The sequence below is a fragment of the Nocardia rhizosphaerae genome (genome assembly GCF_042650365.1).
GTDB lineage: Bacteria > Actinomycetota > Actinomycetes > Mycobacteriales > Mycobacteriaceae > Nocardia > Nocardia rhizosphaerae.
Genome location: NZ_JBHSBA010000005.1, coordinates 586,684 through 606,749 on the forward strand (window position 1 = coordinate 586,684; position 20,066 = coordinate 606,749).

A 20,066-nucleotide genomic window follows, 5' to 3' on the forward strand; every position below is an offset into this window, starting at 1 on the left:
AGATGCGGCTAACCAGACGCCGGTTCGTCGGTCCAGACCCGGAGCAGCCCGTGGCCTGCGGCGGCGGAGCCGAGCGAGACCAGTTCGGCGGTCACGCTGATCCAGTCGCCACCGGCGAACCGGACTCGCAGCGTGAGCCTGCGCGCGGCCGCCGGCACCGCGGCGACCTCGGCGCATGCGGCGAGCAACGCGGCCAGATCGCTGGGATCGACAACGGGCCGTTCCACCGCCCATGGCGCGAGCGGCGGCGGCGGTTCGGCGACCCATTCGTAGACGAGGCCGCCGGACAATTCGATGACACCGACCCCGACGCCGACGCGCTGCGACACCGCGCGCAGCATCGCCAGTTCGGGATCCGACATCGGCTTCTCCCAGCCGTGTTCGGGCAGGGCGTGCATCAGCCCGCTCACCCGGCGCACCAGCGGCGCCGCCCGTGCCACCATCTGGAAACCGCGCAGCACCTCGTCGTCGCCGAGCATGTCGACCACGCCCTGCCAGCGCCCACCCGGTTCGAGCGAGGTGGCCATCGCGAAGTACTCCACCCGGCCGTCGAACCCCACCATGCGGCCGAACGCGTCCGGCGGCGTACGGATCACGCGCACGTCGGCCGGGTCGCGGGCGAAGATCAGCTCCTCCAGGCCGGGCCCGTGGTGCGCGAGCTCGGTGTCGGCGGCCCAGTCCCACGCGCCGACGCGACGCCGCGGCGGTACCGGCGTGTCGACCGTGCCGGTCCACACCTGCACGCCGTGGACCCCGTCGAACGCGCAGCGCACCGGCTCGGCGAGGACACGCCATCCGTCTGCCTCCTCGCGCACCGAGGCCCGCTCGGCCCGGCACCGGTGCACCGCCGCGGTCGCCAGCTGCGCGCGGGTCTTCCCGAACCTGCGGTTCAGCCAGCTCGCCCCGCTCCACTGCCGTGGCCGCGCGCCCTCGGCGACCACGGTCGGCGCCAGCTCCTCGACCAGGGTTTCCAGCAGCAGCCAGTCGCCGGTCGAGTCCGGCGTGGTCAACTCGGTGCCACGCCGCGACCCGCGCGCGGGAGATCGAGGTCGAGCGGGATCCGCCCCTGCCGCAGCTGGGCTTCGACTTCCTCGGCGGGCATCGGCCTGGCGATCAGGAAGCCCTGCGCGCGGTAGCACCCGAGCCCGACCAGGGTCCTGGCCGCCATCGGCGTCTCGACCCCCTCACCGACGACGCCGAGCCCGAAGGAACCGGCGAGCCCGATGATCGATTTCACGATCGCCAGGTCGTCGTTGCTGCTGCCGAGACGCTGCACGAAACCACGGTCGATCTTCACCGCGTCGACCGGGAGCGCCTTCAGATGCGACAGCGAGCTGTAGCCGGTGCCGAAGTCGTCGATCGCGATCTGCACGCCCATCCGCTTGAGCCCGCGCAGCGTGAGCCTGGTGCGAACCAGGTCCTGCACGACGACGTGCTCGGTGATCTCGAGGCAGATCGAGCTGCCGTCGATACCGAACAGGCGCAGGATGTCGTCGATGCGTTCGACGAAGTCGGCACTGACCAGCTGCACCGGGGACACGTTGATCCGCATCACCACATTGGCCGCGAGCCCACGCCGTCGCCAGTCGGCGAACTGGGAGCAGGCCGAGCGGATCACCCAGCGGCCGAGCTCGCCCGCGAGATTGGTGGCCTCGGCCACCGAGACGAACGCGCCGGGCGGCAACAGCCCGCGCGTCGGGTGCTGCCAGCGCACCAGCGCTTCCAGTGCCACGATCCGGCCGGTGCGCAGGTCGACCTCGGGTTGGTAGTGCAGGATCAGCGATCCGTCCGACACCGCGCTGCGCAGATTCAGCTCCACGTCGTCCTGGAGTTCGAACTGCGCGCGCATGGCGTCGGTGAACACCGCGACCCCGTTGCCACCGCCGGACTTCGCCGACAGCAGGGCGTGGTCGGCGCGGCGCAGCACGTCCGAGACCGAGGTCTCCCCCGGAATGCCGAGCGCGACACCGACACTGGCCCCTCGGCTCACCGACTCCTGCCCCACCGCGACCCGCTGGCTGATGACCTGCTGAATCCGGGTGGCCTCCAGCTCGGCGACGACCGCGTCCATCGTCGCCACCGGCACGATGACGAATTCGTCGCCACCGAGGCGGGCGATCATGTCACCGGGTTGCAGGCTCTCCTCCAGCCTGCGCGCCAGGGTGCGGATGAAGTCGTCGCCCGCGCTGTGGCCGAGGAAGTCGTTGAGCGCTTTGAGCCGGTCGAGGTCGAGGAAGAACGTGGCCACCGGGCCCGGCCGGCCGGGGCGCAGCCGTTCGTCCATGTACTCGAGCAGAGCGCGGCGGTTGGCCAGGCCGGTGAGGTCGTCGTGTAAGGCGATGTATCGCAGCCGTTCTTCGGCCACCACCCGTGCCTGTAGCTGGGCGAACAGGGCCGCGATGGCCTTGAGGACATTGAGTTCGCGATTGGTCCAGTCGCGGTCACCCATCTTCACGAACCCGAGGACACCGGTGGACACTCCGCGCGAGACCAACGGCACGCAGGCCATGGCGACCTCGGGGATGCCCGAGGACTTGCGGATGGTCTCCTGATAGTCGGCGCTGTCCCCGCTGGGGCGCACGATCAGCGGTTCGGTGGCGAATTCGAGGGCGGCGAAGACCGAGTCGGCGTGTTCGAACTCGACGGTGTGCAGCGGGTCGGGGTCGGGGACATCGGCACGATGCGGCCATTCGGCGACCAGGACGGTGGCCCGTTTGTCGCGGTCGGTGTGGCGCAGGTAGCTGAAATCGACGTCGAAATGATCGACCAGCTCGGCGAGCACCCGCTCGCTCGCCGCCACCATGGTGGTGGCGTCGACACCCATCAACTCGGAGGCGACCTGCGTCACCAGTGAGTCGAGCGTTCGCCGAGGCACATTGTCTCCGATCCGCGCTATCCGTCGTTTCTACTGCCGGGCACCGGCAACCGCCTGCTGCGCGTACTCGCAGCGGCGGCGTAGCTCAGACGAAGAACCAATGCCACGTTCTCATCATCGGGTATCCCCAGCAGGTTGTGGAAATGCCTCTGAATCCCGGCAAGTGTATCTGTGAACTCGGGAGAAACGCTCCGCAAATCCGCGCATCCGTCGGCGTAGAGGAACACCGGCGACACCGGCTGCACCGCGAGACCCAGCAGTTGGGCCCGCAACCACACCCGTTCCACCGCGGCCCCCGCCCGCGCGTAATCGGCCAGATCAGGGCCGTCACCGGCCCGCGCGCGGAAGCCGATCGCGATCAGCGCCGAGCTGGATCTGACCCGGTCGACGGTGAATTCGCCGAGCGCGGACCCGGCCGACCACTCGCGCAATCGAGCCATGACATCGGTGCGGCGACCGACCTGCAGCTTTGCCAGCTCGTCGGGGGCCGGGTCGAGGGTTCGCACGTCGATTCCGGTGCGCAGATCCTCGCCGGGCCAGCGCAACTCGGCGTAGAGCTGTGTGTGCAGCTGCGGGGTGAGATAACGCACCCGGTCGCTCGCACCGAGCAGCTCGGCCGCCGCCGCCAGCGCGTCGATGCCGGTGAGCGCGTGCACGGTGGCGTCCTCGGCGGCCGCGGCGGAGCGCAGGGCGGGCAGGACGGTGCCTGGCAGCGGCGCCGCGGTGCCGAGCCTGCGGTTGGTCTGGCGATTCAGGGCCAGCGGGTACTCGGCGGCCAGATCCGGGTCGGTGCCTGTGGCCAGCGGGAGCAGGGCCAGCAGCGGCGCCGCCGGGTCGTCGACGATCAGTTCCGGGGTCCCGAGCAGGCCGTGCGCCGCCGCCGCGACTCGCGCGTTGTGCAGCGCCGCGCCGACCGCGACGGCGCTGCCACGCAACCGCACGTCCATCGCGGTCGTGCCGCTCGGATCGAGCGCGATCTCGATCGACCGCGCGGTGCCGCGCAACCGCCACGGCTGCGCATTGCCGCCGGAGGGCGCGCGCTGGGCGCAGGCCAGGATCGCCGACAGCGGGTCGGCGGGCGGTTGCTCGACCGGGTCGGCGATGTCGGCGATGTCGTCGTCGACGTGCCCCGGTTCGGCCAGTGAGTCCAGCGCCGCTTCCAGGTCCACCCTGGTCCGGCCGGAGGACAGTTTGCCGCCGAGCCCGATCCGGCGCACCGCGGCGGTCACGATCGCGGCGCCGAGTTGCACCTCGCCGCCCAATTGCGGCCAGGTGGTGACGGTTTCGCCGATCTCGGCCAGGCTCGCGGCCATCCGCGCCGACAGCTGGCCCGGGTCGAGAATGCGCAGCACGTGCGGGGCCTTGGCCCTGGTCTCCAGGCCGGCGAGCTGGGCGCCGGTGGTCTCGCCGAGCAGACCGTGGAACGGCACCCGCCCCGGTTCGAGGTCATAGCGCTCGACGTCGAAGAGCCCGCGGTCGCTGGTGTCCATCAGCAGCGGGAGCTGCCGCCTGCGCGCGGCCTCGCGCACCGCGAACTTGATGTCGAGCGAATCGCATTCCTCCACAACGAGGGAGAGGCCGTCGAGGAATTCGTCGGCGGTGTCGGCGCGTACGCCCGCGGTCCAGATCTCCACGGGCAGGTAGGGGTCGAGTTCGGCGATCCGGCGGGCGGTCACCACCGACTTGTTCACACCTACGTCGAACAGGCCACCGGGGACCCGGTTCAGGTTCGACAACTCGATCGAGTCGAAGTCGGCCAGCCGCAGCCTGCCGCAGGAGGCCTCGAGCGCGAGGGTGAAGGCGACCGAGTGCCCGACGCTCTGCCCGACGACACCGATCGTCAGCTCGGCCAGCCTGCGCTGTTCGTCGCGGGTCAGCTTGTTGCGGTTGCGGTCCAGCCGGATCGCACGGAAGGCGGCGGGGCCGAGGATCGCGACGAGGCTGTGCCGCCACGGGTAGTAGACCCACCGTTCCGCGTCCGGGTCGAGGCCCGGCGGCGGCGCGGCGAGGGAGGCCAGCTCGGCGCGCAAGCCCGCGCGCAGGTCGACGGTGCGGATACCGGCGGTCTCGGTGAGTCGCCGCAACGTTTCCGCATCGGCTCGATCGGCCGGATCGAGCACGATGGGACGGTACGTGTTGTCGGGTGCATCCGGTTCGATCATTGCTGAGCCCGACCAGGGAATCGCGTGACCGCGTCGCATCCGCCGGCGCGGTGAACCCACCGCAACCGAGCACTGCCGCGCGCTGCTTCGACAGCCATCGTGTTCCTACTCCGTGCTACGCGCCCACGCGCGGTCCGCGTCCTACCGATGCCGACAGGTGCAGTATCCGCCATCGGCGTTCATTGCACCACAGGAGTGGCTAATTTTCCGATAACCTTCACATAGGTGTGGAGTATTAGCAGGTCAGAACCGGTAAGGTTAGGCTGAGCTGGTAAGTTCAGACCGGACGGTTTGAATTTAGCTAACACTCAGCTATCGACGGTGATCGACACGAACAGCTCGACGGTGTCGGGCCCGTGCCAGACCTCGACCTCCTCGCGGTAGGCACGCGAGATCTCCGCCGACGCCGTCGCGTCGTCGACCTGGGCCCAGACGTCCTCCGCCGGATCGTGATAGTCGCCATTGGGGACGAACCGGGCGTAGGCACCCTTGGGGACGTACACCATGAGGTCGCCGACCGGCACCTCCTCCGGCGCCGCGAACTCCCGCGCCACCAGGGCGTTCCAGTTGCCCGCCGAATCCGGGACATAGACCGTGCGCAGCGGTTCCGCGCCGCCGGGGCGGTCGCGCAGGCGATCCTTGAGGAAGTCGATGAGATCGCTGTTGCTCACCTTGAAGCTCGGATGCACGCGCGGCACGGCCAGCCCGCCGTACAGTGCGCCGGGGCGCACGACGATCGTGTAACTCATCGCGGCTCGACCGCCAGATACAGATCGATCTTGTAGGCGTGCGGGTAGCACTCGAAATCGCCGGTGTGCGTGCGTTTGATCTGGTTGTGCTCCTCGGCGTAGGCGATCTGGGTCCACAGATCCGTCATCACCTGCGGGAAGTTACCGATCGAGGAGAACCGGGCGTAGGTGCCACGCGGCAGGCGGGCCGCGAGGTGCCCGCGGGTGACCTGGGCGAGCGAATCGCACCGATAGCCGACGATCTGGGTGTTGTAGGTGCCCAGATCGCCGGAGAAGTCGGTGTAGGCACTGGCCAGCGGGCCGGCGAGATCCTGGTGCAGGACCGCCGACCACGCGGCCTCGAGATCCCGGTCGCGCAGCTCACCGAGCGCGCGCTTGGGACTGCGGACCGGTAGACCGGCCACCCATGTCTCGTCCCGCTCGACGATTTCGAACTGCATTGATGACTCTCTCGAAGGGTCGGCTCGGTGGTCGCCATGGTAGCAACTCCGAGTGGTACTGAGTCCTACCTAACCATATCTGAGCTGGTCAAACGTCCATCACCACGCCGCCGGTCTTCGGCAGCGATGTCAGGCGCCGATGGCGGCGGCCAGGTGCGGCCAGGCCTCGCGCAGATCCGTTTCGAACTGACCCCAGGTGTGGGCCCCGGTCGGCCGGTGGACGTGGACGGCTGGGATGCCGAGTTGCGCGAGCCGGCCGGCGAAGGCGGCCGTGCAGGCGCCCGCGATGGCTTCCACCGGTGGCATCGGCAGACCGTGATCGGCGGGTCCGGGGAGCCCGGTGGCGGCGGCGAGGAAGATCGTCTTGCCCGCGAGCCTGCCCGCGTTGGCGAACGCGTCGTGCGCCTGCCATCCCGGCCCGCCGGGCGCGCCCCACATGTTGCCGGGATTTCCGCCACCGCGTACCGCCTGCGCGCTCGCCAAGCCGATCCCGGCCGGGTCGGTCGACCACGGGCAACCGCTCAGTGCGGCGACGGCCGCGAACCGCTTACCACCGCGAATGGTCAGGTCAACCGCGGAGGCCGCGCTCATGGACACTCCGACGATCGCGTTGCGGCCACTCGCACCGAGCACCCCGTCGATGACGCGGGGCAGTTCCTGGGACAGATAGGTCTCCCAGCGCGGCCGCCCGAGGCTCGGGTCCTCCGACATCCAGTCGGTGTAGAGGGTGAACGCACCGCCAACCGGCATCACCACGTTCACATACTTGTCGGCGAAGAAGCCACGCACATCGGTGTTGTCCCACCAGGAGATCCCATCGGCTCCACCACCGGCGCCGGTGAGTAGATAGATGGTCGGCGCACCCGCGCCGACGGCCTTGATCACCTTGTTCTGGATCACCCGGCCCATCGCGGGCGAATACACATCGAGCTGCACCGCTCGCCCGCCGAGCGGAATCTCCCCCGCGACCCTGGCTCCCGGATCGGCGTTCGCGTCGGTCCCGCCCGACACGGCGACGAGGACACCCACCACAGCAAGCCACAGCCTCGATGCACCCATCACCCCGGTATACCCCGTGACATGGGCGAACACACCATGCCACGCCCCACCGAGGCCGGCTCGGCGATCAGCGTGACCAGGGTCACCAGCCAACCGTCCAGCTCGCAGAACACGGGCTCCACCTGTGCGTTCCCGTCATGCGTTCCGAGTACGACCGCCGAAAACCGGATGATTCTTGTCGGTGCCGACCGGAATACTGTCTCGCGCCCGATGAGTTGGACCGATCGACACCGTCACTGCTCATGAGGTGCCGAGGCCGCGCGCGTCCGCGACCAGGCATCGGGCGACCGCGCGCCCACCCGACCCCACCCGCTCCCGGAGGTACCCATGTCAGCCGATCTCTCCCCACCCGTGAAGGGTGGGACACCGACCGTCATCCGGGTACTCGTGCTCGCCACCTTCGTGGTGATCCTCAACGAGACGATCATGATCAACGCCATCCCGCGGTTGATGGCCGATCTGAACGTCACCGAGGTGACCGCGCAGTGGGTGTCCACCGCGTTCATGCTCACCATGGCGGCGATCATCCCCACCACCGGCTGGTTCCTGCAGCGCGTCTCCACCAGGCAGGCCTACGCGGTCGCGATGGGCGTGTTCATCGCGGGCACACTGCTCTCGGCACTCGCGCCGAACTTCGTCGTCCTGCTGCTCGGCCGGATCATCCAGGCCGGTGGCACCGCGGTGATGATGCCGCTGCTGATGACCACCCTGATGACGGTGGTCGCCGAGCAGGACCGCGGCCGGGTGATGGGCAATGTCACCCTGGCCATCTCGGTGGCCCCGGCGATGGGTCCGGTGATCTCCGGGCTCATCCTGCAGGTCGCCTCGTGGCGCTGGCTGTTCGTGATCATGTTGCCGATCGCGGGCATTGTCACCTGGCTGGGGCTACGGCAGCTGGAGAACGTCGGTGAACCGGAAGCGGGCGCGATCGACGTGCTCAGCGTGGCGCTGGCCGCGCTCGGTTTCGGCGGACTCGTCTACGGCCTGAGCAAGTTCCACGGTGGCGGCTACGCCGTTCCGTCGCTGATCGTCGCGGGCGGGCTGCTGCTGATCGGCGCGTTCGTGCTGCGTCAGCTCCAGCTGCAGCGCACCGGAACCCCGCTGCTCGACCTGCGGGTGCTGCTGTCGGGCACCTACACCAAGGCGCTGGTGCTCATGTCGGTCGCGTTCCTGGCGATGCTGGGTTCGATGATCCTGCTCCCGCTGTACCTGCAGAACCTGCGGCACCTCAGCCCGCTGGAGACCGGCCTGCTGGTGATGCCGGGTGGTCTGGCGATGGGCCTGCTCGGCCCGACCGTCGGCAGGCTGTTCGACAAGTTCGGCGGCCGCGCGCTGGTGATTCCCGGCTCGATCGCCATCACGGTGGCACTGGCCGGCTTCACCCAGATTTCGCTGACCACGCCGTACTGGCAGCTGCTCGCCCTGCACAGCCTGCTGATGGTCGCCCTGGCCGCGACGTTCACCCCGGTGTTCACCCTCGGCCTCGGCGCACTGCCCATGCACCTGTACTCGCATGGCAGCTCGATGCTCGGCACCCTGCAGCAGGTGGCCGCCGCCTTCGGCACCGCCCTCGTGGTGACGATCATGTCCGCCCGCAGCACCTCGCTGATCGACGCGGGCACCGATCCCACCACCGCCGCCCTCGACGGCATGCGCCTGGCCTTCGCCGTCTCGGCCGTCCTGGCCCTGGTGGTGATCGTCATGGCGGTGCTGCTGCCCAACCGGGCCGCGAATCCGCACGGTGCGCCGGAGGTCGACGAACCGAAGGCGCCGGAGCTCGCCAAGAGCTGACGAGTTCGAGCACGCGAACCCCCTGGTCACACCCGTGGCCAGGGGGTTCTTACGTGCGCGCGGAGGCAATCGACTCGCTCAGGTCCGTGGGTACGAGTACGCGAACGCGAACGCGAACGCGAACGCGAACGCGAACGCGGAGAATATGTCGCGCAATCGCGGAAAATAGTCCATGCAAACGCGGAAGAAAAATGACATACGCGCAGCATGGACGCGATTCTTACCGGGCTGGCGAAGCGGCGCCTTTGCCCTGTGATAGCAAGTCGCGTCGCGGAGGAGCCGGTGGTCGTTCTGAACGGTTCACGTACCGCGTCGGTAAGAGCACCCTCCTGAGCCATATTGCCGAGGTGACGGGGCGGCACGTCCTCGATTGCGACGATCCCGCCGTCCGCGCCGCAGTCCGCAACGACCCTGGTCGATTCGTAACCGGCCCCGGCCCCATCCTCATCGATGAGTATCAGCACGTGCCGGAACTCCTCGATGCGATCAAGTCCGAACTGAATCGCGATCTCAGCCCTGGCCGATTCGTCCTGGCGGGCTCGACACGCTACTCGACCCTGCCGCAAGCAGGCCGATCTCTGACCGGGCGGGTCGATATCGTCGACGTGCTCCCCCTGTCCCAGGGCGAGGTCGATGGGACGCGGGAAACACTCGTGCACCGGCTGCTGAATGGTGAGTCCCTGTCGGATTTCGTCATCACCAGCCGCGCTGGTCATGACGACTACGCCCGCCGGATCACTTCGGGGGAATGCCGTTGGCGTTGCGCCGCCCGGCCGGCCGATCAGGCGCCCGCTGGTATGCCAACTATCTCCAGCTCGTCCTCGATCGAGATGTGCTCGAACTCAGCCGAATCCGTCAACGTGAGATGATGCCCCGGCTCTTCGATCAGTTGGCCAGCCGTACCGGCCAGATCCTCAATATCGCCGGCGCCGCGCAGACAATCGGCCTGGAGAAGTCGACGGCCGAGAACTACCTCCGGCTACTCGAGGCTGTCTACCTCGTCTCCCGTCTACCAGCGTGGGGAACCACACTGGGTTCCAGAATCGCCCGCCAACCCAAACTGCACCTGGTCGACTCAGGTCTTGCGGCATGGCGGATGGGGCTGACCCCCGCAAAGATCGCCGCGGGTGATCCCTCGACGCTCACCGCGTATGGCCAGCTGACCGAGACCTTCGCCGTCGGCGAAATTCTCGAGCAGGTCAGCTGGTGGGACGGTCCGGTCTCCTTCGGCCACTTCCGAACCGCGACCGGCGACGAAGTCGATCTAGTCCTCGAAACCGATGACGGGCTCGTCATCGCGTTCGAGTTCAAGGCGGGTAGCCGAGTACACGGCGAGGATCTACGAGGTATCCGGAGCCTGCGAACCCGCCTCGGCCCGAGACTGTCAGCGGCAGTGGTGTTCTGCACCGGACCACGGATGTTCAGGCACGACGAAGGCGCATACATCGTGCCGCTCGATGCGCTGTGGACGGCTCTTCCCCTGACCTGACCCGGCGCCGAACGAGATCGGCGCATGCGTGCAACGCCATGGGCGCCCAACTCCGGAGCAGCCGCTCGCCGACCTCGAGATCCACGCTGGTCGGCGCAGCGATGGATCGGTACGGTTCTACTCGGGTTGTACAGCTGTTCCGAGGGGGAATCGTGGGTAGCGACGTAACGGTGATACCAGAGGAAGTTCGGGCGATCGGTCGTGTCGCCTACCAGGTAGCTACCAATCTGCGGTCCGGTGCAACCTCGCTGGACACTTCGGTCGTGCAACTGCTCGCGTCGCTTCGGACATGATTGATGGTGCGTATACATGCAAGTAGTTCGCAGGCGTAGCCTCATTCGCTGGGCAGCCTTCCTACTGCTCATTGCTACAGCTCTTGTCATCGCGATTTACCACTACGCCAGCAATACCCCAAACGCCGTCGCTCGGAGACATTCCGAAGAAATGACCGTAACTGGACACGAGCGTGTGTATTCTGGATCGATCTGTGGAAACAACGGCGGATGCGCCTACGAAGCCGTATATTTGGTTCCCGCAGTTGACGATTGGGTTAAGAGGATTTCCGGTCCCGGCTTGTCCATGGGTGGGCGATTCACTCTTGTTGGCCCAGAGCCCTACAACTGGGGCATCAGGGGAAAATACAAAGATGGCTGCCACATGACTGCTAGCCCGCTCGACCCAGCCTCAGCGGATATAGCGAAATGGGATATCGACTCCGCCAGCGTGCAGAACCTTCACGAAGGGACTATCACGGCGGTGAGGCTGGGTGTCGTCTGCGGCGAAGGATAGGATTCGATGCAGACCAGCCGGGAACCTTGGCGTCATGCGTGGCCGGTGGGCATAGGATCTCCGCAGGTGCAGGGCTGTACGGAACTGATCGGTGTTGCTGGTGGTGGGGCAGGTCGGTAGCGTGTGGGCCGAGAGGGGCGGGATGGCCCGGCTGACGTTCGGAGGGGCGCGATGAAGCGGGCTGTATTGGCTGTGGGGATGGCCTTGTCGGTGGCCGGGTGCGGGGGCTCCGGGGGCGGGGAGACGGCAGGGGGTGAGTCGACGACGAGTGGGCAGGGGATGGCTGCGGAGGTTCCCGCTGGGTTCGATCCGTGCACGGATATTCCGAAGTCGGTGCTGGATTCGGAGGGGCTGCACAAGGCCAGTTCGAACAACAACGCCGACTTCGACGGGGCGGGTGGGATCAAGTGGCGGGGGTGCAGCTGGGTGGTCTCCAATGGCTACGCGGCGGGTATCACCACAACCAACCTGACTGTCGAACAGGTTCGTGCCAATACGAAGCTGACGATCCGAGACGACTACCTCATCGATGGCCGGGCGGCCGTCGCCGCCAACCGTGCCGACCACAAGAATCCACGATCTGTCTGCACGCTCACTGTTGCGATGCAGGGGGGAAGTATCGAGTTCTCGCTGGACAATCCGGACTCGAACAGGCTCACCGGCGGGCAAGATACCTGCGTCCTGGCGCGAGGGCTCGCGGAGAAAGTCGTCCCGCTCGTTCCCGACGACGCCTGACGAGCAGATACACGAGATCGACCAGGGGAGGAAGCGAGCGATGACCGATGACCGACCGTTGCAGGATCTGCTGACGGAGGCACAGGAGGGGCGTCTGTCGGTGAGCTTCGGCGGCGGTGTCCGGTTGGACGCGGAAGAGTTCGTCTACATCGAGCGCGAATGCCAGACCTTCATCGACCTGATTCGCGAGCTGCAGCGAACAGCCACAGCGATCTCCGAGCGCGAAGTCTGGGGCCTGGGCGAAGCCGTCCCCGAACTGACTTCCGCCCAAACCCTGGTCCGCCGCTTCCGCGAAAAGGGTAGCGGTTCGGACAACAGCGTCCACGCCGTCCTCGAACAGCACTACCAGATCGTCGAAGACCTCCAGGTCCTCCACCGCACGATCGCCCAGAAACTCCAGGCGACCGACGCCGAATTCGCCACCAGGTACAACGAGATGATGGCCGAGACCCCACAACCAGGCACACCGGGCGGCGGCGACGCCCCGGAAGATCGAGTCTGAGGACGCGGCAATGGTTTTCGAGGATCCACAGATCACGGCGAAAGAATCGCCGAAAGAGTTCAGCCACGAGCAGATCAACAATGCGTTCAATCCGTTGCAGCCCACCGACAATGCGGTCGCGGCAGCCGGGCAGTATTCGCAGATCGCGCAGAAGTGGCGACAGGGTGTCACCGATTTCGCCGCGCGGATGAATCGGGCGAGCGCGGCCGCATGGGATGGCGTCGCGGCCGAGACGACGCGGACGGCGATCACCAACTACACCCAGCGTGCGGCCGAGCTGACCCCGGAGCTGGAGGCGCTGGCCACGCGGGTGGGCGAGACGGCGCAGGCGATCACCACGACGAAGGAGAATCTGCCAGAGGTGGTCGAGCCGTTCAGCTGGGGCTCGCCGACTACCTGGTTCGGGCTCAAAGACGACGAGCGTGACGACGCGGAGGAAAAGGCACGGGAGGTGATGGGCAACCACTACGTGACCCCGTTCGGCACCGCCGACGGCGGCGTCCCCAAGCTGCCGACTCCCATCAGTCCGACCAACCCGCTGCACCCCACGATCGACGACGACGGCTCAGGCGGCGGCAACACCGACGACAGCACCGGTGGCGGCACCGACGACGGTGACGATCCCGCCACCACCGATCCCGCCACCACCGAAACCCCCACCGACGAGCAGGAATCCACGACCGAGGACACCACCACCGACGACGAGTCGGAGTCGACCGACGAGGACGACACCGCAGGCGACGACGACACCACCGCGAGCAGCACCACCCCCACCGACACCTCGACCAACCCGGCCGGAACGAGCCCGACGACCCCGTCGACCCTCACCCCCGGTGGCACCACGGGTTCGCCCGGCGGCGGTGGCAGCTCGGGCGCACCCGGCTCGGGCAGTCCGTCGGCTCCCACACCGGGCGGCACCGTCGCCGGCTCCCCTGGCTCCGGCACCCCCGGGTCGAACGCGGCCGCGGCAGGTGCCGCACGCGGCGGCACGGGCCGCATGGGCATGCCCGGCATGATGGGCGCGCCGGGAGCGCGCGGCAAGGGCGAGGGCGACGACGAGCACAAGCTCCCGGACTACCTTGTCAACGCCGAGAACACCGAGGAGCTGCTCGGTGAGCAGCCACGCACCATCGCGGGCGGGGTGATCGGTGGTGACGCGCCGTCGGCGACCACCCCGGCACCCCCGCAGCACTGAGGAGCACACCCGTGGCCGAATGGGTTTGGGAGCCGGATGATTTCGCGGCGCTGTGGTACAGCGACGGTATCGACCGCTTCCCGCGGCCGCTGCACCTGCTCAGCAAGTACCGCACCGTGGAGGAGTACGAGGCCAATCGCGCTCGCGTGCTCGCCTCGTTCGACGCCGAGGAGATGGAGCTGATTCGGCTGGCTCTGCACACCCTGACCTTCGGCCGGTTCCGCATCGAGATCAGGGGCGGCTCCACCGCGACCGACCAGGGTGACCTGCGCGAGTACCGGATCGTCGGCGCCGCGAACCAGCAGCACGGCGTCGTCCTCGCACAGGCCACCGTCGACGAGGTCGACGGCCCGATCCACGCCCGCCTCTTCCCCGCCGACCAACTCGCGCAACGCCTTTCGGCACGCGTCCCGAACTGCCGTCCCGGCTCGCACTCGACCCTGGCCTTCCCCACCGCCGACCTGCAGTCCGCACCGTCGCCCACCTCCTACGCCCGGCGCACCCCGCGTGAACAGTACGAGGCCCTCACCCGCCGCCCCATCGACGGCAGCGGCTACGCCCGCCTGTTCACCGGCCACATCCTCGACCGCCCCGCCCCCTGGTTCACCACCCAGTGGATCGACGTCACCGACGACGGCCGCTACCTCCAGATCCGCACCCCCGACCGCCTCACCGTCCGCCCCGCCGCCATCCCCGACCTCACCGCCGGCTTCACCACCTGGATCGACCGCGCCGACCGCCGCCTCCGCGAGTCCGAACCCGCCACCTGGTGACCTCCCCTCACCCCTCGTCGAGCGACAACGCCCCGGACGGGCACACCGCCACCGCCTCCAGCACCGCACCGAGCTCACCCCGCGGCACCGGATCGAGCACCAGCACCCGGCCGTCACCGTCGTCCTGATCGAAGATCGAGCCCGCGAGCAGGGCGCACATGCCCGCGCCGATGCAGCGGTCGCGGTCGGCGGTGATGCGCCTGCCGTTCATCGGTCGGCGTCCGTCCAGGTCACCGGCAGTGCGTGGACGCCGTAGATGTTCATATCGCTGCGCAGCGGCACTTCGCTTGCGGGAACGGCGAGTTCGAGGTTCGGGAAGCGGCGGATCAGGGCGGCGAATCCGGCGCGCATCTCGATGCGGGCCAGCTGCTGGCCGAGGCACTGGTGCACACCGTGGCCGAAGGAGGTATGTCCGCGGGCGGTGCGGTATACGTCGAGTCGATCGGGGTCGTGGAAGCGCAGGGGATCGCGGTTGGCGGCGAGCAGCGAGATCACCACGGTCGAACCCTCGCCGATGGTCTCGCCGCACAGCTCGATGTCCTCGGTGGCGTAGCGGTAGAAGATGTCGGCCACCGATAGGTAGCGCATCAGTTCCTCGACGGCGTCGGGCACCAGGTCCGGGTCGGCGCGCAGCGCGGCCAGCTGTTCGGGATGTTCCAGCAGCGCGAAGGTCCCGAGGGCCAGCATGTTCGCGGTGGTCTCGTGGCCGGCGAGCAGCAGCAGGAAGGCGATGCCGACCAGTTCCTCGATGCTGAGATCAGCGTCGCGGGCCACGTCGGAGAGGATGTCCTCGCCGGGTTCGGCGCGTTTGCGGATGACCAGGTCGGCCAGATAGGCCGTCATCGCGCCGTAGGCAGCCATCTTCTCGGCCAGGTCCTGTTCGCGCACAAGGAATTTCGCCGTGTTCACCTGGAAGGTGGCGCGGTCCTCGTAGGGGACGCCGAGCAATTCGCAGATCACCAGCGAGGGCACCGGCAGCGCGAAGGCGGTCACCAGGTCGACCGGCGGGGTGAGTGCGGCCATCTCGTCGAGCTGCCGTTCGGTGATCTCGACGATGTGCTCCTCGAGCTGCTTCATCCGCTTGACCGTGAACGCGCCGGTGAGCTTGCGCCGCAACCGGGTGTGGTCGGGCGGATCCATGGCGATGAACAGGCCGGGGGTCTGCGGGGAGGGTTCGGTCTGGACCGGCATGCCGGGTGTCTCGTAGGGCACGTGGACGATGCCGAGATCCTGGCGCGAGCTGAACCGGGTGTCGGCCATCAGCCTGCGCACCGCCTCGTAGCCGGTGACCAGCCAGCCTGCGTGCCCGTCGGGAAACACCAGCGGGCTCACCGGGCGGGCCTCGCGCAGGCGGGTGATCGCGGTGGGCGGATCGAAGGGGCCCGCATCACGCTGCTGCGGAAGACCTTGGGGCACAGAGTATTCGGTATTCATTGCTTTCCTTTCGCGGGATACCGGCAACGGTGGACGGCGCGGCTGACACCGCCCTGATACGGCGCTGACACGGGCCGCGTCAGGTCGACGCGGCCCGTGGTCAGCCACGCGGCGGGCACTCACGCCGCGACGGTGTGCCGAATAGTGATGTCGCCGAGGGCGGTTCGCGCGTAGACCCGCACTTGGTCGTCGGCATCGGGCGACGGCACGACCGCGTCCATCAGGTTGCGCACGGTGCCGAGCGCGGTGGCGGTCTCGAGCCGCACCGAGCTGCCGGGCCGGATTCCCACCTCCAGCGCGCCCGCGCTGCTCTCCAGCCGCAGGTCACCGCGAACGGCCTCGCCGATGCGGATATCGCCCTTGGCGGTCTTGGCGACCACCGAACCCCGCGGGCGCTCGAGCACGATGTCTCCGAGCGAGATCTCCAGCTCGCACGAGCCGAGGTCACCCGTGCCGAGCAGCTGCCCAACCCCGGCGGTGCCGGTGAGGTGCGAGCCAGTCGGGACGTGCACGGTGACCTCGATCGACGGGTTGCCGCCGAACGGGGTGCTGGTGCGCCAGCTCTTCGGCGTCGTCACGGTCAACTCGCCGTCGGCGAACGCGACCAAGGTCTGCCCGGCGGCCCGCACGTCGGCCTTCTTACCGGGGTCGGTCGGCGCGATCTGAACGACGGCGTCGGCGCGGTCGGACGCGATGACGGTGACGCGGGCGGCGAGCACGTCGACGGTGACGGTGATCGGGGCTGCGGTCGGGAAGGTGTACATCTTGTGCTCCTCGGCGGGTGGTTCTGTTCGGTTGATGGCACTACTGTCGCGAGCCCCACTGATGCCGACCTGACACGCGGCTGACGCCCCCGCTGACACCGCGCCCGGTCGACTCGGACAGGTGTCCACCAGGGTGCGCGGGCCGTTGCCGTGCGAGGCACAATGGTCCAGGTGCAGATCGGAATCCTCGGACCGCTGGAGATCAGGACGCGAGACGGCGGTTCGATAGCGATACCGGGCACCCGCCTGCGGACGCTGCTGGTCGCGCTGGCGCTGGAACCGGGTCGCGCCGTGCCGAAGTCACGGCTGGTCGACCTGATCTGGGGCGAGCAGCCACCGGCCGAGGCCGCGAATGCCTTGCAAGCACTGGTGTCTCGATTGCGGCGGCTGCTGCCCGACGGCGCCGTCGAGGTGCACGCGGGCGGCTACCGGCTGACCGTGGACCCCGGCGCGGTCGACGCGGTGCGCTTCGAACAGCTCATCGACCTGGCTCGCGGCGGTGCCGACGCACGCAGGGCGGAGCTGCTGCGCGAGGCGCTCGGCCTGTGGCGTGGTGCGCCCCTGCGCGATGTCGGCGCGACCTTGGACCCGGTGAGCGCGCGGTTCGACGCCCTGCACCTGGCCGCAACGGAGGACTGCGTCGAGGCCGAGCTGCGGCTCGGTCGCGGCGCCGAACTGGTCGCCGAGCTCACCGATCTGGTGGCCGAGCATCCGGTGCGGGAACGGCTGGTCGCCGCCCTCATGCGTGCGCTCGGCGCCGCGGGGCGCGGGCCGGAGGCGCTGGTGGTGTATCAGCGTGCCAGGGAGGCACTGGCCGACGAATTGGGCGTCGACCCGTCAGCGGAGCTGTCCGACCTGCATGTCGCCCTGTTGCGCGGGGAGATCGGCACGCGGCCGACACAGCGCACCACGAACCTGCGGGCCGAGCTCACCAGCTATGTGGGCAAGCGCGCCGATATCGCGGCCGTCCGCGAGCTCCTCGCGGCGCACCGGCTCACCACCCTCACCGGGCCGGGCGGCGCCGGAAAGACCAGGCTCGCCGTGGAGACCGCGCGGACCATGCTCGGCGATCTCCCGGACGGCGCCTGGCTGGTGGAACTCGCCGGCACCGACGCAGGCGGCGATCTGGCGCAGACCGCGTTCGCGGCGCTCGGCCTGCGCGACGCGCTGCTCGGTGACGCCCCCGACGCCGAACCACTCGACCGGCTGATCGCCGCGATCCGGGACCGCGAGACGCTGCTCATCCTTGACAACTGCGAGCACCTGATCGACGCGGTGGCAGGCTTCGCCCACCGGCTGCTCGGCGAGTGCACCCGGCTGCGGATCCTCGCGACCAGCCGGGAACCGCTCGGCATCACCGGCGAGGCACTGTGGCAGGTCGAGCCGCTGACCGTGCCCGCCGACGACGCCGACCCCGCCACGATCGCGTCCGCGCCCGCCGTCGCGCTGCTGCGGGATCGGGCGGGCGCGGTGCGCAAGGACCTCGGCACCGATGCCGCCACCCTGGCGACCATGGCCAGGATCTGCCGGGCCATCGACGGCATCCCGCTGGCCATCGAACTGGCAGCGGCCCGGCTGCGCACGATGTCGCTCGACCAGCTCGCGCGCCGCCTCGACGACCGGTTCCGCCTGCTCACCGGCGGTAGCCGCACCGCGATCGCACAGCACAGGACGTTGCGCGCTGTCGTCGACTGGAGCTGGGAACTACTCACCGACGCGGAGAAGACGGTGCTGCGCAGGCTCTCGGTGTGTACCGGTGGCGCGAATCTGGAAGCGGCCGAACAGATCTGCGCGGACGGGACCGTGGTCGAGCGGTGGGAGGTACTCGACCTGCTCACCGCGCTGGCCGAGAAGTCGCTGCTGGTGGTCACCGCGGACGAGAACCCCCGCTATCGCATGCTCGAGACGATCAAGCAGTACGCGGCCGCCCGGCTCGACGAGGCAGGCGACACCGATTCCGCGCGCCGGGCGCACCTCACCCACTTCACCGCATTGGCAGACACCGCCGAGCCGCACCTGCGCCGCGCCGAACAGCTGACCTGGCTCGCCGTGCTCGGCGCCGAACACGACAACATCGCGACCGCCATGCGCGGCGCGCTCGTCGCCGCCGACGCGCAGGCGGCCATGCGCCTCGCCGCGGCCGCGGGCTGGTACTGGTGGCTGGCAGGGCACAAGGCAGCGGGCACCGAATTCGTGCTCGCCGCGGCCGCTGTCCCCGGCGAGGTGGACGACGAGACCAGCGCGACGGTGTACGGGCTGGCCGTGCACTTCCTCACCTCGGGCCGCGACGACGAGCACCGGGTCGAGGACTGGATCCACAAGGCGTACGCGCACAGCAGGAAGTCCACCGGCGGGCACCCGGCCCTGCGGTTCACCGGCGCGCTGGAACGCATGCTCGGCGGCCCCGGCGAGTTCTTGCCCGCGTTCGAATCGCTGCTCGCCGACGACGATCCGTGGGTCCGCGCACTTGCCCGGCTGCAACTCGGCAAGCTGCGCACCGTGCTCGGCCATTCCGGTTCGGCGGCCGAGGAACTGATCGCGCAGGCGCTCACCGAATTCCGGGCCATCGGCGAACGCTGGGGCATCTCGTTCGCGCTCACCGAGCTGGCCGACCGGATCGCCATGCGCGGCGAATTCGCCTCCGCGGTGGAGCTTTTCGACGAGGCGATCGCCGTGGTCACCGAGGTCGGCACGCTGGAGGACGTGGTCCGCATGCGCGCGCGGCAAGCCCAGCTGCACTGGCTGCTCGACGACGCCGAGGCGAGCGCGGCGGCCCTCGCCGAGGCGCAGCGGTGCGCTGACCGCTCCGGCTGGCCGACCGCGCTCGCCGAGGTCGAGTTGATCGGCGCGGAGCTGGCCAGATGGAGCGGCGACACCGCGCTCGCGCACACGCGGCTCGCACGCGCGACGACCCTGCTCGCCGCCGATGCCGACCAACCCGTCGTCGACGCCATGGTGCACGACCTGCTCGGCTACCTCGCCGCGGACTCCGACGCCGCGGGCGAACACCGGCGCAGAGCCTTTCGCGCCGCATCGATGGCGGGCCACGCGCCCTTGCTCGCGCAGGTCCTCGTCGGCATCGCGGACCTCGCCCTGCGCACCGGACAGGACGAGCGCGTAGTCCTGCTCTTGACCGCGGCCGACGCGATCAGAGGCATGCCCGACCGCTCCCTACCCGACGCCGCCCGCATCGAGCAGCGCGCGAGGCAGCGCCTCGGCGACGCGGAATTCGCCGAGGCACTTCGAGTGGGATCGGACGTCGATTTGGATGAGCTGGTCGAGGTCACGCTCGCCTCGTGAACAACGCTG

At 68.9% G+C, this 20,066-nt stretch carries 17 protein-coding genes; 8 read left to right on the plus strand and 9 right to left on the minus strand.

Translation table 11 applies throughout. The features are described from left to right. Positions 1–8: 8 nt before the first annotated feature. The 6 genes from ACFOW8_RS12520 to ACFOW8_RS12545 all read right to left on the minus strand — a co-directional run bounded on the left by ACFOW8_RS12520 (position 9) and on the right by ACFOW8_RS12545 (position 7,285). Entirely contained in the window at positions 9–1,010 is a 1,002-nt protein-coding gene (locus ACFOW8_RS12520) for a GAF domain-containing protein (RefSeq protein ID WP_378550340.1), read from the minus strand. Beyond that, positions 1,007–2,824 (minus strand): putative bifunctional diguanylate cyclase/phosphodiesterase, encoded by a 1,818-nt coding sequence (locus tag ACFOW8_RS12525; protein ID WP_378550752.1) that lies wholly within the window; start codon positions 2,822–2,824, stop codon positions 1,007–1,009. Before ACFOW8_RS12525 ends, ACFOW8_RS12520 begins: the two co-directional genes overlap by 4 nt. Positions 2,825–2,892: 68 nt before the next feature. Then, positions 2,893–5,037, minus strand: a complete 2,145-nt coding sequence (locus ACFOW8_RS12530) for an Rv1355c family protein (protein WP_378550343.1) — start codon at positions 5,035–5,037, stop codon at positions 2,893–2,895. Between the two features lie 308 nt (positions 5,038–5,345). Then, on the minus strand, positions 5,346–5,786 hold the full coding sequence (locus ACFOW8_RS12535) for an AraC family transcriptional regulator (RefSeq protein ID WP_378550346.1): 441 nt from the start codon (positions 5,784–5,786) through the stop codon (positions 5,346–5,348). Then, entirely contained in the window at positions 5,783–6,226 is a 444-nt protein-coding gene (locus ACFOW8_RS12540) for a GyrI-like domain-containing protein (protein WP_378550349.1), read from the minus strand. The genes ACFOW8_RS12535 and ACFOW8_RS12540 overlap by 4 nt, the downstream gene beginning before the upstream one ends. A 129-nt stretch (positions 6,227–6,355) precedes the next feature. Continuing rightward, complete coding sequence (locus ACFOW8_RS12545) at positions 6,356–7,285, minus strand: alpha/beta hydrolase (RefSeq protein WP_378550352.1); 930 nt, start codon at positions 7,283–7,285, stop codon at positions 6,356–6,358. Between the two features lie 327 nt (positions 7,286–7,612). On the opposite strand from ACFOW8_RS12545, the gene ACFOW8_RS12550 reads away from it, so the two are divergent. The 7 genes from ACFOW8_RS12550 to ACFOW8_RS12580 all read left to right on the plus strand — a co-directional run bounded on the left by ACFOW8_RS12550 (position 7,613) and on the right by ACFOW8_RS12580 (position 14,559). Beyond that, on the plus strand, positions 7,613–9,076 hold the full coding sequence (locus ACFOW8_RS12550; RefSeq protein WP_378550355.1) for an MDR family MFS transporter: 1,464 nt from the start codon (positions 7,613–7,615) through the stop codon (positions 9,074–9,076). A gap of 191 nt (positions 9,077–9,267) precedes the next feature. After that, positions 9,268–9,945: an AAA family ATPase gene (locus ACFOW8_RS12555; protein WP_378550358.1), complete on the plus strand. Its 678-nt coding sequence runs from the start codon at positions 9,268–9,270 to the stop codon at positions 9,943–9,945. Next, entirely contained in the window at positions 9,909–10,565 is a 657-nt protein-coding gene (locus ACFOW8_RS12560; protein WP_378550361.1) for a DUF4143 domain-containing protein, read from the plus strand. The genes ACFOW8_RS12555 and ACFOW8_RS12560 overlap by 37 nt, the downstream gene beginning before the upstream one ends. Positions 10,566–11,552: 987 nt before the next feature. Beyond that, a complete protein-coding gene (locus ACFOW8_RS12565) occupies positions 11,553–12,089 on the plus strand; it encodes a DUF3558 domain-containing protein (RefSeq protein WP_378550754.1) in 537 nt (178 codons plus the stop codon). A 58-nt stretch (positions 12,090–12,147) separates the two neighbouring features. Then, the gene (locus ACFOW8_RS12570; RefSeq protein ID WP_378550364.1) at positions 12,148–12,591 is read left to right on the plus strand and encodes a hypothetical protein; all 444 of its coding nucleotides are present in this window, start codon (positions 12,148–12,150) and stop codon (positions 12,589–12,591) included. 10 nt (positions 12,592–12,601) lie between these two features. After that, on the plus strand, positions 12,602–13,786 hold the full coding sequence (locus tag ACFOW8_RS12575) for a WXG100 family type VII secretion target (RefSeq protein ID WP_378550366.1): 1,185 nt from the start codon (positions 12,602–12,604) through the stop codon (positions 13,784–13,786). Between the two features lie 11 nt (positions 13,787–13,797). Then, complete coding sequence (locus tag ACFOW8_RS12580; protein ID WP_378550368.1) at positions 13,798–14,559, plus strand: ESX secretion-associated protein EspG; 762 nt, start codon at positions 13,798–13,800, stop codon at positions 14,557–14,559. Positions 14,560–14,566: 7 nt separating this feature from the next. On the opposite strand, the gene ACFOW8_RS12585 is transcribed toward ACFOW8_RS12580, so the two are convergent. The 3 genes from ACFOW8_RS12585 to ACFOW8_RS12595 all read right to left on the minus strand — a co-directional run bounded on the left by ACFOW8_RS12585 (position 14,567) and on the right by ACFOW8_RS12595 (position 16,757). Then, entirely contained in the window at positions 14,567–14,770 is a 204-nt protein-coding gene (locus tag ACFOW8_RS12585) for a ferredoxin (protein ID WP_378550371.1), read from the minus strand. Beyond that, positions 14,767–15,993, minus strand: coding sequence for a cytochrome P450 (locus tag ACFOW8_RS12590; RefSeq protein ID WP_378550374.1), 1,227 nt, complete (start codon positions 15,991–15,993; stop codon positions 14,767–14,769). The genes ACFOW8_RS12585 and ACFOW8_RS12590 overlap by 4 nt, the downstream gene beginning before the upstream one ends. A gap of 119 nt (positions 15,994–16,112) precedes the next feature. After that, on the minus strand, positions 16,113–16,757 hold the full coding sequence (locus tag ACFOW8_RS12595) for a hypothetical protein (RefSeq protein ID WP_378550377.1): 645 nt from the start codon (positions 16,755–16,757) through the stop codon (positions 16,113–16,115). A 162-nt stretch (positions 16,758–16,919) separates the two neighbouring features. Between ACFOW8_RS12595 and ACFOW8_RS12600 the strand changes: the two genes are divergently transcribed. Next, on the plus strand, positions 16,920–20,057 hold the full coding sequence (locus tag ACFOW8_RS12600; RefSeq protein ID WP_378550380.1) for a BTAD domain-containing putative transcriptional regulator: 3,138 nt from the start codon (positions 16,920–16,922) through the stop codon (positions 20,055–20,057). Positions 20,058–20,066: the final 9 nt, after the last annotated feature.

Bases quoted from the DNA above. Each gene is read 5' to 3' on its own strand.
- ACFOW8_RS12525 (WP_378550752.1), bottom strand. From the start codon at position 2,824: ATGGGTGTCGACGCCACCACCATGGTGGCGGCGAGCGAGCGGGTGCTC.
- ACFOW8_RS12530 (WP_378550343.1), bottom strand. From the start codon at position 5,037: ATGATCGAACCGGATGCACCCGACAACACGTACCGTCCCATCGTGCTC.
- ACFOW8_RS12535 (WP_378550346.1), bottom strand. From the start codon at position 5,786: ATGAGTTACACGATCGTCGTGCGCCCCGGCGCACTGTACGGCGGGCTG.
- ACFOW8_RS12540 (WP_378550349.1), bottom strand. From the start codon at position 6,226: ATGCAGTTCGAAATCGTCGAGCGGGACGAGACATGGGTGGCCGGTCTA.
- ACFOW8_RS12545 (WP_378550352.1), bottom strand. From the start codon at position 7,285: ATGGGTGCATCGAGGCTGTGGCTTGCTGTGGTGGGTGTCCTCGTCGCC.
- ACFOW8_RS12550 (WP_378550355.1), top strand. From the start codon at position 7,613: ATGTCAGCCGATCTCTCCCCACCCGTGAAGGGTGGGACACCGACCGTC.
- ACFOW8_RS12555 (WP_378550358.1), top strand. From the start codon at position 9,268: ATGACATACGCGCAGCATGGACGCGATTCTTACCGGGCTGGCGAAGCG.
- ACFOW8_RS12565 (WP_378550754.1), top strand. From the start codon at position 11,553: ATGGCCTTGTCGGTGGCCGGGTGCGGGGGCTCCGGGGGCGGGGAGACG.
- ACFOW8_RS12575 (WP_378550366.1), top strand. From the start codon at position 12,602: ATGGTTTTCGAGGATCCACAGATCACGGCGAAAGAATCGCCGAAAGAG.
- ACFOW8_RS12585 (WP_378550371.1), bottom strand. From the start codon at position 14,770: ATGAACGGCAGGCGCATCACCGCCGACCGCGACCGCTGCATCGGCGCG.
- ACFOW8_RS12590 (WP_378550374.1), bottom strand. From the start codon at position 15,993: ATGAATACCGAATACTCTGTGCCCCAAGGTCTTCCGCAGCAGCGTGAT.
- ACFOW8_RS12595 (WP_378550377.1), bottom strand. From the start codon at position 16,757: ATGTACACCTTCCCGACCGCAGCCCCGATCACCGTCACCGTCGACGTG.
- ACFOW8_RS12600 (WP_378550380.1), top strand. From the start codon at position 16,920: ATGGTCCAGGTGCAGATCGGAATCCTCGGACCGCTGGAGATCAGGACG.